The organism is Sphingomonas sp., assembly GCF_004799495.1.
In the GTDB taxonomy this organism is placed as follows: domain Bacteria; phylum Pseudomonadota; class Alphaproteobacteria; order Sphingomonadales; family Sphingomonadaceae; genus Sphingomonas.
The window spans coordinates 59,472-72,756 of the sequence record NZ_SSMY01000006.1; the positions used below are offsets into that span (position 1 = coordinate 59,472).

10 protein-coding genes and 1 pseudogene are annotated in these 13,285 nt (G+C 66.6%); 6 read left to right on the forward strand and 5 right to left on the reverse strand.

The features are described 5' to 3' along the window. Positions 1-17: 17 nt before the first annotated feature. Entirely contained in the window at positions 18-2,666 is a 2,649-nt protein-coding gene (gene alaS / locus E7773_RS06110) for an alanine--tRNA ligase (protein ID WP_293989484.1), read from the forward strand. A 12-nt stretch (positions 2,667-2,678) separates the two neighbouring features. Here the strand turns inward: alaS and E7773_RS06115 are convergent, their stop codons facing one another. Together E7773_RS06115 and E7773_RS06120 are read right to left on the reverse strand one after the other, a co-directional pair. Next, positions 2,679-3,224, reverse strand: coding sequence for a hypothetical protein (locus E7773_RS06115; protein WP_293989485.1), 546 nt, complete (start codon positions 3,222-3,224; stop codon positions 2,679-2,681). Positions 3,225-3,243: 19 nt separating this feature from the next. Then, the gene (locus E7773_RS06120) at positions 3,244-5,001 is read right to left on the reverse strand and encodes a cation:proton antiporter (protein ID WP_293989487.1); all 1,758 of its coding nucleotides are present in this window, start codon (positions 4,999-5,001) and stop codon (positions 3,244-3,246) included. A 38-nt stretch (positions 5,002-5,039) separates the two neighbouring features. Between E7773_RS06120 and E7773_RS06125 the strand changes: the two genes are divergently transcribed. After that, positions 5,040-6,254, forward strand: coding sequence for an FAD-dependent oxidoreductase (locus tag E7773_RS06125; RefSeq protein WP_293989489.1), 1,215 nt, complete (start codon positions 5,040-5,042; stop codon positions 6,252-6,254). Here E7773_RS06125 and E7773_RS06130 read toward each other — a convergent pair. After that, a complete protein-coding gene (locus E7773_RS06130) occupies positions 6,251-7,471 on the reverse strand; it encodes an NADP-dependent isocitrate dehydrogenase (RefSeq protein WP_293989490.1) in 1,221 nt (406 codons plus the stop codon). The two genes, E7773_RS06125 and E7773_RS06130, sit on opposite strands and share 4 nt — an antisense overlap. Before the next feature lie 270 nt (positions 7,472-7,741). On the opposite strand from E7773_RS06130, the gene E7773_RS06135 reads away from it, so the two are divergent. After that, positions 7,742-8,467, forward strand: a complete 726-nt coding sequence (locus E7773_RS06135) for a phosphatidylserine decarboxylase (protein ID WP_293989491.1) — start codon at positions 7,742-7,744, stop codon at positions 8,465-8,467. A gap of 145 nt (positions 8,468-8,612) precedes the next feature. After that, complete coding sequence (locus tag E7773_RS06140; protein WP_293989492.1) at positions 8,613-9,419, forward strand: phosphatidylcholine/phosphatidylserine synthase; 807 nt, start codon at positions 8,613-8,615, stop codon at positions 9,417-9,419. Here E7773_RS06140 and E7773_RS06145 read toward each other — a convergent pair. Continuing rightward, positions 9,370-9,591, reverse strand: coding sequence for a hypothetical protein (locus E7773_RS06145; RefSeq protein ID WP_293989494.1), 222 nt, complete (start codon positions 9,589-9,591; stop codon positions 9,370-9,372). The two genes, E7773_RS06140 and E7773_RS06145, sit on opposite strands and share 50 nt — an antisense overlap. Positions 9,592-10,021: 430 nt before the next feature. On the opposite strand from E7773_RS06145, the pseudogene rpsB reads away from it, so the two are divergent. Then, positions 10,022-10,768: pseudogene (rpsB, locus tag E7773_RS06150) on the forward strand (30S ribosomal protein S2); the annotation flags it as partial. A 404-nt stretch (positions 10,769-11,172) separates the two neighbouring features. After that, a complete protein-coding gene (gene tsf / locus E7773_RS06155) occupies positions 11,173-12,105 on the forward strand; it encodes a translation elongation factor Ts (protein ID WP_293989496.1) in 933 nt (310 codons plus the stop codon). Between the two features lie 60 nt (positions 12,106-12,165). Here the strand turns inward: tsf and E7773_RS06160 are convergent, their stop codons facing one another. After that, the gene (locus E7773_RS06160) at positions 12,166-13,245 is read right to left on the reverse strand and encodes a hypothetical protein (RefSeq protein WP_293989497.1); all 1,080 of its coding nucleotides are present in this window, start codon (positions 13,243-13,245) and stop codon (positions 12,166-12,168) included. Between the last annotated feature and the right edge of the window lie 40 nt (positions 13,246-13,285).

Here is a 13,285-nt window from a genome sequence, read left to right on the forward strand (position 1 = left end):
TCGCCTAAGTCGCCACCATGACATCGACCAACGACATCCGCCGCGGTTTCCTCGATTATTTCGCGCGTGCCGGCCACACGATCGTGCCCTCGGCGCCTTTGGTGCCGCAGAACGACCCGACGCTGATGTTCGTCAATGCGGGGATGGTCCCGTTCAAGAACGTGTTTCTGGGGCTGGAATCGCGGCCTTATGCCAACGCTACCAGCTCGCAGAAGTGCGTGCGCGCCGGGGGCAAGCACAACGACCTCGACAATGTCGGGTACACCGCGCGGCACCACACCTTCTTCGAAATGCTCGGCAATTTCTCATTCGGCGAGTATTTCAAGGAGCAGGCGATCCTTCACGCCTGGACGCTGCTGACGAGGGAATGGGGGCTGCCGGCGGACCGGCTGACCGCGACCGTCTATCATACCGACGATCAGGCATTCGACCTGTGGCGCAAGATCAGCGGCCTGCCCGAGGAGCGGATCATCCGCATCGCCACCAAGGACAATTTCTGGGCGATGGGCAGCGACGGGCCGTGCGGGCCGTGCTCGGAAATCTTCTACGACCATGGCGACCATATCCCCGGTGGACCGCCGGGCGGTCCCGATGAGGACGGCGATCGCTTCGTCGAAATCTGGAACCTCGTCTTCATGCAATTCCTGCAGGAAAACGACGTCCAGGTCGCCGGCCTGCCCAAGCCGCAGATCGACACGGGCATGGGGCTGGAGCGCATTGCCGCGGTGATGCAGGGCGTCCACGACAATTACGACACGGACACGTTCAAGGCGCTGATCGCCGCGTCGGGTGCGCTGACGCACACGGCGACGACGGGCGCGAACCAGGCGAGCCACCGCGTGATAGCGGATCATTTGCGCACCTCGGGCTTCCTGGTTTCCGACGGCGTGCTGCCGGCGAACGAGGGACGCGGTTACGTGCTCCGCCGCATCATGCGCCGCGCGATGCGGCACGCGCATCTGCTCGGCGCGAAGGAGCCGTTGATGCACCGCCTTGTGCCGGCGCTGGTTGCCGAAATGGGCGCGGCCTATCCCGAACTGATCCGCGCGCAATCGCTGATCGAGGCGACGTTGCAGCAGGAAGAGACGCAGTTTCGCAAGACGCTCGACAAGGGGCTGAAGCTCCTCGACGAAGCGACGGCGGGGATGGCGTCAGGGGCGACGCTGGCGGGCGAAACCGCGTTCAAGCTCTACGACACCTATGGTTTCCCTTACGACCTGACCGAGGATGCGTTGCGTGCGCAGGGGTTGCAGGTCGACCGCGCAGGCTTCGACGCGGCGATGGCCGAACAGAAGCGCGCCGCGCGCGCCGCCTGGAAGGGGTCCGGCGACAAGGGATCGGACGAATTGTGGTTCGACCTCGCCGAGGAGAAGGGCGGGACCGAGTTCACCGGCTATGCGTCCGAGGAAGGCGAGGGCGAAGTGGTCGCGCTGATCAAGGATGGCGCGCGGGTCGATCGCGCGGGCGTGGGCGACGAAGTCGAGATCGTGCTGAACCAGACGCCGTTCTATGCCGAGAGCGGCGGGCAGGTCGGCGATGCTGGCCTTGCGAGCAACGACAAGGGGTTCAAGGGACGCGTTACGGATACCGCCAAGCATCTCGGGCGATTGTGGTCGCACCGCACGACGATTGAGGCGGGTGACCTTGCGGTCGGAGACGCCGTTCATATGGTGGTCGACAGCGAACGCCGCAACGCGATCCGCGCGAACCATTCGGCGACGCACTTGCTCCATGCGGCGCTGCGCGAGCGGCTCGGCACGCATGTCGCGCAGAAAGGCAGCTTGGTCGCGCCCGACCGGCTGCGCTTCGACTTCTCGCAACCCGTCGCCATCGAGGCCGAGGCGCTTGCCGCGGTCGAGGCCGACGTCAACGCCTACATCCGCCAGAACGATCCGGTTTCCACGCGCCTGATGACCCCCGACGAAGCGATCGCCGAGGGCGCTATGGCGCTGTTCGGGGAGAAATATGGCGACGAAGTCCGTGTCGTGTCGATGGGCCGACGCGACGACGGCATCTACAGCCTCGAGTTGTGCGGTGGCACCCACGTCAACGCGACTGGCGATATCGGGCTGTTCAAGGTCGTGAGCGAAGGCGCCGTGTCGTCGGGCGTGCGGCGCGTCGAGGCGCTGACCGGTGAGGCGGCGCGGGCCTATCTCGCCGGGCGTGACGAGAAACTGCGCGAGGCGGCCGCGGCGCTCAAGTCGTCGCCCGACGAAGTGCCGGCGCGTGTCGCGCAGCTCGTCGAGGATCGCCGCCGGCTCGAACGCGAACTGGCCGAGGCGAAGAAGGCGCTGGCGCTCGGTGCCGGGGGCGGTACGGCGCCGGCCGGTCCGGAACAGGTCGGCGGGGTCAATTTCGTCGGCCAGGTGGTCGACGGGCTGGAAGCCAAGGGCCTGCGCGGCGCGGTCGACGAGGCCAAGCAACGGATCGGGTCGGGCGTCGCGATGATCGTCGCGGTCAACGATGGCCGCGCGTCGGTCGCGGTCGGCGTAACCGACGAACTGACGGACAAGCTCAACGCGGTCGACCTGCTGAAGAAGGCGGTCGAAGTGCTCGGCGGGCAGGGTGGCGGTGGCCGCCCCGACATGGCGCAGGGCGGCGGGCCGGAGGGGGGCAAGGGTGAGGAAGCGGTTGCGGCGGTCAGGGCGGCGTTGGCAGCCGCCTGACGCGACGTCGCGTCAGATCATCCCGCCCGGCAACGGTCCGAGCGCATAGCCGTCGCGGACGTCCACCCACTTCACCGTCCGGTCGAGCGCGGGGGCCAGCACCCCGTCGACGAACGACACCGACGCCGAAACGCCGTCGGTGCCCGGCGGATCGTCGCGGTCGCAGATTTCGCGACCGAACAGCGGGGCGAAGTCTGCGCGCGTCGCGTTGCGGGCGTTTTCCAGCGCGGTGCCGATCATGGTCACGCCGCCCTTGGTGAAGGTCGACCGCGCGATGTCGTCAGCGGTTATCCTGATGCACAATTGGTTGCGCGCGACCCGCCCGCGCGACGTGTAATGCAGCACCAGCCCGTCCTCGCTTGGCAATCCGTCGACCGAGACGTCGAACGTGTCGTCGGACAGCGCGGTGTAGCGTGCGATCGACCTGCATGTCTTGAGCGCGGCATCGGGCCAGCCGCAGCGGAGCTTGCCCTGCCGGATCGCGGCCATCGGGTCGGGCCCGGTCGCGTCATGGCCGACCGTGGCTGCCGCCAGGATCGCGGCGATCATCGTCAGCATGTCGCGTATTCTCCATCCGTCATGACGGTGCGCGCCGCACGCGCCTGATCCGCGGTTCGCGGTCGAGCTTTGCCGCGTCCCGGATCGCTTTCCGCAATTCGTCGCGCTTTTCGTGGATCGACGCGATCACCGGGCCCATCGCGATGCCCAGGTCGACCAGCACGGCTTCGGACAATTGCAGCGAACTTTCGAGCGTTTCGGGCACCGCGTCGGTGACCCCGGCCTTGTACAATTCGGCGGCGTGGGCCGCGTCGCGGGCGCGGGCGACGATCGTCAGGTCGGGCACCCAGCCGCGCACGCGCTTGGTCATCCGAACGGTCAGCACAGGGTCGTCCATCGTCAGCACGAGCGCCCTGGCCCGGCCAAGGTTGAGGCGGTCGACCAGTTCGCTGCGCGCGACATCGCCGAAAATCACCGGATAGCCCTCGCGCCGCGCGGCGTTGGCGGCGTCGATATCGGCCTCGACCGCGATATAGGGCTGGCCGTGTTCCTTGAGCATGTCGGCGACCATGCGCCCGACGCGGCCAAAGCCGATGACGACGGTTCCCGGTCCCTCCGCGTCGAGCTGAAGGTCGGGCGCCAGCTTCTCGCGCGCCTCGATCCGCCGCGCGACCATCCGGCCGATCTCGGCGAGCGCGGGCGTGATCGTCAGGCCGAGCGCGGTCACCGTCTGCCAGAACGCGGCATCGCCCGCCGCGATCAGCCCCGCCGACGCGGCCGTTCCCAGTACGATCAGCGTCGTCTCGGATGGACTCGACATCAGCAGGCTGGTTTCCGCCGCCGTCCCGCTGCGCGCGCCCGACAGGCGGAGCAGGCCGAACGTGACGAGCGACTTGGCCGCGACGACGCCCGCCAGCGCCAGCACGAACTCGCTCCAGTTGGCGAGCAACGTCTCGAGGTTGAGACTCATGCCGACCGTGATCAGGAACACGCCGAGCGCGAGGCCCTTGAACGGCGCGGTGATGACCTCGACCTCGCTGTGATATTCGGTCTCGGCGATCAGCAGCCCCGCGAGCAAGGCGCCGACGATCGGCGACAGGCCGGCGGCCGATGTGGCGAGACTCGCGGCGATCACGACCAGCAACGAGATTGCGAGAAAGAGTTCGGGGCTCTTGGTCCGGGCAGCTTGCGCGAACAGGCGCGGCAAGACGAAACGCCCGACCAGGAAGATCGCCGCGATGCTGACCGCACCCCACAGCAATGTGGTGAGCACGCCGCTCGCCGCACCGCCGCCAAGCGCCGCGAGCACGAAGATGATCGGCACCAGCGCGAGATCCTCGAACAATAGCATCGCGAACGCGCTGCGCCCCACCGCCGTTTCGGTCCCGGCGATCGGCAAGACCAACGCGGTCGACGACAGCGCGAGCGCCAGGCCGAGCCCCAGTCCTGCCGACCAGCCATCGCCGAACGCCAGCAATGCTCCGCCGATCACGGCGGCGCATCCGAACAGCTCCGCCGCGCCGACCCCGAACACGGCGCCGCGCATGCCCCACAATCGCTTCAGCGACAGTTCGAGCCCGATCGAGAACAGCAGCAAGGTGATGCCGAACTCGGCGAACGGCTCGATCGCGTGCGCGTCGGATATCGTGACGTGGTAGAGCCAGGGATGCTTGCCCACCAGGGCGCCCAGCCCGGCCGGGCCGACCAGCATCCCGACCAGGATGAACCCGATCACAGGGCTGATCCGGAACCGCGCGAACGCCGGGATCACGATTCCCGCCGCACCCAATATCACCAGCGCGTCGCTGAATCCGGTATTGTCGAGCCCCATCGCCATGGTTGCATCTTGGCGGCGGGCCGCGCACTTGTCACGGCATGGATGGCGGAGCGAGCGATGTCGTGATCGTCGGCGGCGGGCCGGCCGGAATGATGTGCGGCTTCCTGCTGGGGCGCGCCGGGATCGGCGTGACCGTGCTGGAAAAGCACAAGGACTTCTTCCGCGATTTCCGCGGCGATACGGTCCACCCCTCGACGATGGAAATCCTCGACGAGCTTGGGTTGCTGAACGACTTTCTGGCGCGGGCGCACAACCGGATCGACCGCGCGACGATCAACTGGTTCGGCCAGGATCTGGTGATCGGCGACCTCAGCCATTTGCCCGTCGCGGCGCCGTTCATCGCGATGATGCCGCAATGGGATTTCCTCGATTTTCTGGACGATCATGCCGAAAAGCTGCCGAACTTCACCCTGCGCCGCGAGGCCGAGGTGAAGGGCTTCGTCGAAAGCGCGGGCCGCGTGACGGGCGTGACGCTGGCGGATGGATCGCATATCGCCGCGCGCAATCTGGTGATCGCCGCTGACGGCCGCACGTCGATCGCCCGGACGGGCTTGCCGCTGCGTGATCTAGGATCGCCGATCGATGTGCTGTGGTTTCGCGTGCCGCGCGACCCCGACAGCGAGCCGGGGCTGCGGGCGGTCGTCAGCCCGGGCCGCGTGCTCGTGTTCATCGATCGGCTCGATTACTGGCAATGCGCGATGGTCGTGGCCAAGGGCGCGGCGGTGGATCTGGAAGCGCGCGGCATTGCGCCGTTGCGTGCCGAAGTAGAGGCAGCGGCGCCCGAGCTCGGCTCGCTCGCCGAGATTCTGCCCGACTGGGGCGCGATCAAATTGCTGTCGGTCGGGCTCGACCGGCTCGACCGATGGAGCCGCCCGGGTTTGCTGGTCATCGGCGACGCCGCGCACACGATGAGCCCGATCGGCGGGATCGGGATCAACCTGGCGATCCAGGATGCGGTCGCCGCGGCCAACATCCTGGCGGAACCGCTGACCCGTGGCCGCGATATCGATGCGCTGCTTGATCGCGTGCGGGCACGTCGGATGTTCCCGACGCGCGTGATCCAGGGCGCGCAACGGCTCGCGCAGGACAATCTGCTGTCGCGGCTGATCGACCAGCACCGCGCCCCGCGCCGCACGCCCTTACTCCTGCGGCTGTTGAATCGCTTCCCGATCCTGCGCCGCATTCCCGGCCGGATGATCGGGCTGGGCGTCCGGCGCGAGCATGTCTGGTCGCCGAACGCCCGGCCGGACTAGGCCCAACTCGCCATCCGCGTTTCGAGGTTTTCGCGCACCGCCTCGAAGAACTGCTCGGTCGTCATCCACGCCTGATCGGGGCCGATCAGCAGCGCGAGGTCCTTGGTCATCTTCCCGCTCTCGACGGTCTCGACGCAGACCTTCTCGAGCTCCTCGGCGAAGCGGGTCACGTCGGGCGTGCCGTCGAACTTGCCGCGATACTTGAGGCCGCCGGTCCAAGCGAAGATCGACGCGATCGGGTTGGTCGAGGTCGCCTTGCCCTGCTGGTGCTGGCGATAGTGGCGCGTGACGGTGCCGTGCGCGGCCTCGGCCTCCACCGTCTTGCCGTCGGGCGAGAGCAGCACCGAGGTCATCAGCCCGAGCGACCCGAAGCCTTGCGCGACCTGGTCCGACTGGACGTCGCCGTCGTAATTTTTGCAGGCCCAGACGAACTCGCCCGACCATTTGAGCGCGCTCGCCACCATGTCGTCGATCAGGCGGTGTTCGTAGACGATGCCGGCTTCCTTGAAGCGGTCGGCGAACTCGGCGTCGAACACTTCCTGGAACAGGTCCTTGAAGCGGCCGTCATACGCCTTGAGGATGGTGTTCTTGGTCGACAAATACACCGGCCACTTCAGGTTGAGGCCGTAATGCATCGACGCGCGCGCGAAGTCGCGGATCGAATCGTCGAGGTTGTACATCGCCATCGCGACGCCCGACGACGGGAAGTCGAACACGTCCTTCTCGATCTTCTCGCCGTTCGCGCCCTCCCAGCTGATCTTCAGCTTGCCGGGGCCGGGCACGCGGAAGTCGGTCGCGCGATATTGGTCGCCGAACGCATGACGCCCGACGACGATCGGCTTGGTCCAGCCCGGGATCAGGCGGGGGACGTTCGAAATCACGATCGGCTCGCGAAAGATCGTGCCGCCCAGGATGTTGCGGATCGTGCCGTTGGGCGACTTCCACATATGCTTCAGGCCGAATTCCTCGACCCGCGCCTCGTCGGGGGTGATCGTCGCACACTTCACCGCGACGCCGTACTTCTGCGTCGCGTGCGCGGCGTCGATCGTCACCTGGTCGTCGGTCTGGTCGCGATATTCGATGCCCAAGTCGTAATAATCGAGATCGATGTCGAGATACGGCTTGATCAGGCGCTCGCGGATCCATTCCCAGATGATCCGCGTCATTTCGTCGCCGTCGATTTCCACGACGGGATTCTTCACCTTGATCTTGGCCATGCTCGTTTCCTGAATGGGAGGTTTGGCGGGCGCTCTAGGAGGAAGCGGGGAAGGGGGTCAAGCAGGGGCCGCCTTCGCCGAATGTTCCCAATGTTCGCAGTGCCCATGGACTGGCCGCGCACGTACGGCACGCGGCCTTTGACTGGCAACTGTTGGGCCGGGCCAGGTAGAATGCCATCATCGGAACATATCAAAAACGTTTGCGTGTAGGAAAGCGGCATGTTGCGGGCGGCCATTGCCGCGTGCATCGGCAAGGCCTAGAGGCGCGCTATGCCTTCGATCGACCCGCCGGAAATCGGCACGCCCACCATCAAGTGGCGCTTTCCCGCCATGCATCCGGAGGGGCAGCGTTACGTCATCATCGTCGCGGTGGCGGTGCTGATCGCGCTGATCTTCTCGCCCTTGCGCTTCCTGTTTTGGCCGCTGGTGTTCCTGACACTCGGCGTCGCGGCGTTCTTTCGCGACCCGATCCGCGTGACGCCGAAGGGCGACGGGCTGGTCGTGGCGCCCGCCGATGGCCTCATTACGATGATCCAGCCGGTGGTGCCGCCGGCCGAGCTCGCGATCCTCGGCACCGCGCCGCTGATCCGCGTTTCGATCTTCATGAGCGTGTTCGATGTGCACGTGAACCGCACCCCGATCGCGGGGACGATCCGCCAGGTCGTCTATATTTCGGGCAAGTTCCTCAGCGCCGACCTCGACAAGGCGAGCGAGGAGAATGAGCGCCAGCATATCGTGGTCGAGGGGAAAGACGGCCGGTTGATCGGCTTCACGCAAATCGCCGGGCTCGTCGCGCGGCGGATCGTCGCGTTCGTCAAGGAAGGCGACATGATCGCCGCCGGGCAGCGCGTCGGGCTGATTCGGTTCGGCAGTCGCGTCGACGTGTTCCTGCCCGCCGACACCGTGCCACAAGTGATCCTCGGCCAACGCTCGATCGCTGGCGAGACGATCCTGGGCAAGGTCGGCGGCGAGGCGATGAACGGGATTACGCAGTGAGAGGTCGCGCCCTTCAACCCTCTCCCATCGGGAGAGGGTCGAGCAGCATAGCTGCGAGGGGTGGGGGCAGGGTCGAACCGCTTCGACCTGCCCTCACCCTTCCGCGCCTCCGGCGCTCCCTCCCTCTTCCGGTAGGAGAGGGAATATGAGGCCACCGCGCCGCTTGCGCGACCGCGCACCACAGGGCCTGCCGCTGCGCGCGATCACGCCCAACGCGCTGACCGCGCTCGCGCTCTGCTCGGGGCTTACGGGCGTGCGGTTCGCGATCGGCGACGTAAACGGACCGAACTGGCAGCTTGCGGTGGTGATGATCCTGGTCGCGAGCGCGCTCGACGGCGTGGACGGACAGGTCGCGCGGATGCTGCGCGGGACCAGCCGGTTCGGGGCGGAGCTCGATTCGCTGAGCGATGCGATCTCGTTCGGGGTCGCGCCCGCGCTGATCCTCTACCTCTGGTCGCTGCACACCTCGCCCAAGTTCGGCTGGATCTGCGCGCTGCTGTTCGCGGTGTTCTGCGCGTTGCGGCTTGCGCGGTTCAACGCGGCGATCGACGCAACCGATCAGCCACGCAAGGCGGCGGGCTACAATACCGGCATTCCCGCGCCGGCGGGCGCGATCGGGGCGATGCTGCCGATGTACCTGTGGTTCATCACCGGCGAGGACCGGTTCCGCTCGCCCTGGCTGGTGGCGCCGTGGGTCGCGTTCGTCGCGGTGCTGATGGTATCGAGCCTCGCCACCTATGGCTGGGCATCGATGCGGCTGCGGCGGCGGATCCGGTTCGAGGCATTGGTGGTCATCGTCGGTATCGGCGCGGCGCTGATTTCCGCGCCCTGGCCCACGCTCGTCGTGATCTGCGCGATCTACCTGGCGCTGATCCCGTTCAGCGTCGCCGGCTATGCGCGGGTCAGGCGGCTGCGCGCCAATATGTCGGTTGCGCCGCCGGACGCACCGTAACGCGCAAGGTCGACACGCGGCGCATCGGCAGCGGCGGCAGGCTCGACACGCCGCCCTGACCGGCCAGCGCCGCCTGGATCTTCGGCAGCGCGGGCGCGACCGTGGCGTAGATGACATAGCCCGCGGCGCTCAGCGCACCGGCGAAGGTCAGGATGGCAATCAGCGTGATCATCGCGACTATTCCCCTTTGGCCGGACCGAACCGACATGGAATCAACGGTTCGTCGATTCCAAAGGTTCCCGTCCTGTGAATGATCGCTGTATGTTCTGTTGATGTTCTAGTAGTCAAGCGAAAAACGAGAACATAGCAGGAATAAAATGCCGATTTTCGCTCCAATCGACCAGCCGTTCGCCACGATGTATCGGCAGGGTAACGATAAAAAGTGCGTTTGGCCGGACGAAACGAGCAACCAAGTCGCTGTGTGGATAACTCTCGGCTGTCTTGCGGCGCGTTTTCGTCCTGACGGGATTGCTGCACTTGCGTTCCCGCGGAGCTTCGGCTAACGGCCCGCCCTCAACCCGCATGGGAAGCATCATAACCCGGTGCCAGGCAAGCTGTCTGGTTCCCGCTTCCCAGAGGCTCAACCGGAAGGAGTTATCCCTATGGCGGCACCTGTCGTCACCATGCAGCAGCTCATCGAGACTGGTGCGCACTTCGGACACCAGACGCATCGCTGGAACCCGAAGATGAAACCGTACCTGTTCGGCGATCGCAACGGCGTCCACATCATCGATTTGTCGCAGACCGTGCCGCTGTTCGCGCGCGCGCTCGATTTCGTCAGCCAGTCGGTCGCCGCCGGCGGCAAGGTACTGTTCGTCGGCACCAAGCGCCAGGCGCAGGAGCCGATCGCCGACGCCGCACGCCGCTCTGGCCAGCATTTCGTCAACCACCGCTGGCTGGGCGGCATGCTCACCAACTGGAAGACCATTTCCAACTCGATTCGGCGCCTCAAGACGCTCGAAGAGCAGCTGTCGGGCGACACCGCCGGGCTGACCAAGAAGGAAGTGCTCAACCTGACGCGCGAGAAGGACAAGCTCGAGCTGTCGCTCGGCGGGATCCGCGACATGGGTGGCGTTCCGTCCGTGATGTTCGTGATCGACGCGAACAAGGAAGAGCTGGCGATCAAGGAAGCCAACACGCTGGGCATTCCGGTCGTCGCGATCCTCGATTCGAACGTGTCGCCGGACGGCATCGCTTTCCCGGTGCCGGCGAACGACGACGCCGCGCGCGCCATCCGCCTGTATTGCGAAGCCGTGGCGATCGCCGCGACGCGTGGCGGACAGGATCGTCAGGCAGCGTCCGGTGTCGATCTCGGCGCGCAGGTCGAAGCGCCGCGCGAGGAAGCGCTGAACGCTGCCCCGGCGGCCGAGCCCACGCCTGAGGTCGCTGCCGAGGCGGCGGCGTTCGAGGCGCCGAGCGAGGCTGCTGTCGCACCGGCGGTGGAAACGCCTGTCGAAGCACCGGAAGCCCCGGCTGCCGAGGCTGCTCCCGAGAAGAAGGCGAAGAAGGCCAAGGCCGAGCCCGCCGCAGCGACCGAGGAAGCGGTCGGCACCGATCCGGCGCCGGCGGAGGAAACTCCGGCAACTGCCGAGCTGGAAGCCGAGGCCGAGCGTCAGCTCGACGCGTAACCATCATGCCGGTGGGGTAGCGCATCGCCACCCCACCGTTCGCCCTGAGCTTGTCGAAGGGCGTGTTCCGGACACGTGCTTCGACAGGCTCAGCACGAACAGATGTTGTTAGAAGGATAGATGAAATGGCCGATGTCACGGCAGCAATGGTCAAGGAACTGCGCGAGAAGAGCGGCGCGGGCATGCTCGATTGCCAGAAGGCATTGAAGGAAAATGGCGGCGACATGGAAGCCGCGATGGACTGGCTGCGCACCAAGGGTCTCGCGGCCGCCGCCAAGAAGTCGAGCCGTACTGCAGCCGAAGGGCTGGTGGGCGTCGCGGTCAGCGGCACGCGCGGCGCTGCGGTCGAGGTGAACTCGGAGACCGACTTCGTCGCAAAGAACGATCAGTTCCAGGGCTTCGTTCGCGACGTGACTCAGGTTGCGCTCGAGCTGGGTGACGATCTCGCGACGATCAAGGCGGCTTCGCTCGGCCCGAAGACGGTCGAGGAAGTGCTGACCAACAACATCGCGACGATCGGCGAGAACCAGAATTTGCGCCGCGCGAAGCGGCTCGAAGTGCCGCAGGGCGCGGTCGTCTCGTACATGCACAACCAGCAGGCGCCAGGTCTGGGCAAGATCGGCGTGCTCGTCGCGCTGGAAAGCGCCGCGCCGGCCGACAAGCTCCAGGAACTCGGCAAGCAACTGGCGATGCACATCGCCGCGGCGTTCCCGCTGGCGCTCGACGAAAGTGGGCTCGACCAGACTTTGATCGAACGCGAGCGTGCGATCGCGACCGAAAAGGCGGCCGAGAGCGGCAAGCCGGCCGACATCATCGCCAAGATGGTCGAGGGCGGGATCGCCAAGTACCGCAAGGAAAACGCGCTGGTCAGCCAGCTGTTCGTGATGGACGGCAAGACGCCGATCGCGCAGGTCGTGGCGAACGCGGGCAAGGAAGCCGGCGCCGAAATCAAGCTGGTCGATTACGTCCGCTTCCAGCTCGGCGAAGGCATCGAAAAGGAAGAGAGCGACTTCGCCGCCGAAGTCGCCGCCGCCTCGGGCGTGCCGCAGCCGGCGTAAGGCTTGGCTTTCGGGCGTGAAAAGGCTGCGTTCTCGTCAGGGAGCGCGGCCTTTTTTGCGTCACGCGGCGAGTGAATTGAGCAATTCCCACGCGATACGCTGCGTATCGGCGACGCTGCGGGCCCATTGGACGACCATGTCGATCTCGTCGCGGTGTGTCGCGGCGGCATCGCGGAGCTCGTCAGCGCGTCGATTGGCGTCGAACGGCTGGCCGCTCTTGGCATGACGCTGGAACAGCGGGCCCTCGACAATCGCCGGCACGTCGAGCGCGAGACCGAAATGCGCCGCGATCGCCGTCAGCGCGGCAGATGGCCGCTCGAGCAACGCTTCGCTGCCGATCGACCGCACGCGCGCGCCGAACTGGGCGCTCGTCTGCCCCATCACGCGATGGAGCGCGAGCCAGGCATCGGCGGCGATCTGCAGGTCGGTGTGTTCGAACACTTCGTCCTCGGTAAAGCCGAGCTCGGTGAGCCGCGCGCTGCGCAACGCGACGAACAGCTTGCGTGCCCAGATCCGTCCCATCAGCCCCTTGCGCGCCGCGGAGGCGAGATAGACCGGCAACGGCGCGTTGAGGCACAGCGCCTTGCTGTCGGTCCGCCGCGCGAGGATGTCGCCGCCGAGCGCATTGCCGATATTGCCCATCTTGATCACCACCGCCTCGCCCGGTGCGAATGGGCGCGCGAGCAACATCAGCACATCGTCAAGCACCGCCGCGGATTGCTGCGGGGTCACACCGCTCAACCGATGGCTCATCACATCGGTCAGGATCGGCGGCTCGCTGAGCGTCATCGCAACGCCGGGCTGGTCGAGCGCCTGGGCCAGCAGCGTCGACCCGGTCAGCCCGGAATGAAGGATCAGGTGAAGCGGCGCCTGCACCGGGCGATACCCCGGAAGCGAGGCACGCGGCACCGCGTGGCGCGGGGCGTTTGCCACCGCCGGCCCCGGCAGGAACACCGCTGTGCGGTGCGCCTCGCGCGGCAGCCGGACAAACTGCACCTCGTCGCGCCGCCAATCATAACGATAGGCGAGCCAGCACGGATCGGCGACGAGGGTGGCGATGTCGGGCGGCGTCATCGCCATGCTTCTCGCGCGCGCCAAATGCCAGGTCCAGCCCGAAACTGCGCCGAAAATCGCGGGCATCTTTGCTTGGCATCGCGGAGCCGCGCCCCTAAGGTCCGCG

Coding starts and splice junctions, on each gene's coding strand:
- alaS (WP_293989484.1), top strand. CDS start 18: ATGACATCGACCAACGACATCCGCCGCGGTTTCCTCGATTATTTCGCG.
- E7773_RS06115 (WP_293989485.1), bottom strand. CDS start 3,224: ATGCTGACGATGATCGCCGCGATCCTGGCGGCAGCCACGGTCGGCCAT.
- E7773_RS06120 (WP_293989487.1), bottom strand. CDS start 5,001: ATGGCGATGGGGCTCGACAATACCGGATTCAGCGACGCGCTGGTGATA.
- E7773_RS06125 (WP_293989489.1), top strand. CDS start 5,040: ATGGATGGCGGAGCGAGCGATGTCGTGATCGTCGGCGGCGGGCCGGCC.
- E7773_RS06130 (WP_293989490.1), bottom strand. CDS start 7,471: ATGGCCAAGATCAAGGTGAAGAATCCCGTCGTGGAAATCGACGGCGAC.
- E7773_RS06135 (WP_293989491.1), top strand. CDS start 7,742: ATGCCTTCGATCGACCCGCCGGAAATCGGCACGCCCACCATCAAGTGG.
- E7773_RS06140 (WP_293989492.1), top strand. CDS start 8,613: ATGAGGCCACCGCGCCGCTTGCGCGACCGCGCACCACAGGGCCTGCCG.
- E7773_RS06145 (WP_293989494.1), bottom strand. CDS start 9,591: ATGATCACGCTGATTGCCATCCTGACCTTCGCCGGTGCGCTGAGCGCC.
- tsf (WP_293989496.1), top strand. CDS start 11,173: ATGGCCGATGTCACGGCAGCAATGGTCAAGGAACTGCGCGAGAAGAGC.
- E7773_RS06160 (WP_293989497.1), bottom strand. CDS start 13,245: ATGCCCGCGATTTTCGGCGCAGTTTCGGGCTGGACCTGGCATTTGGCG.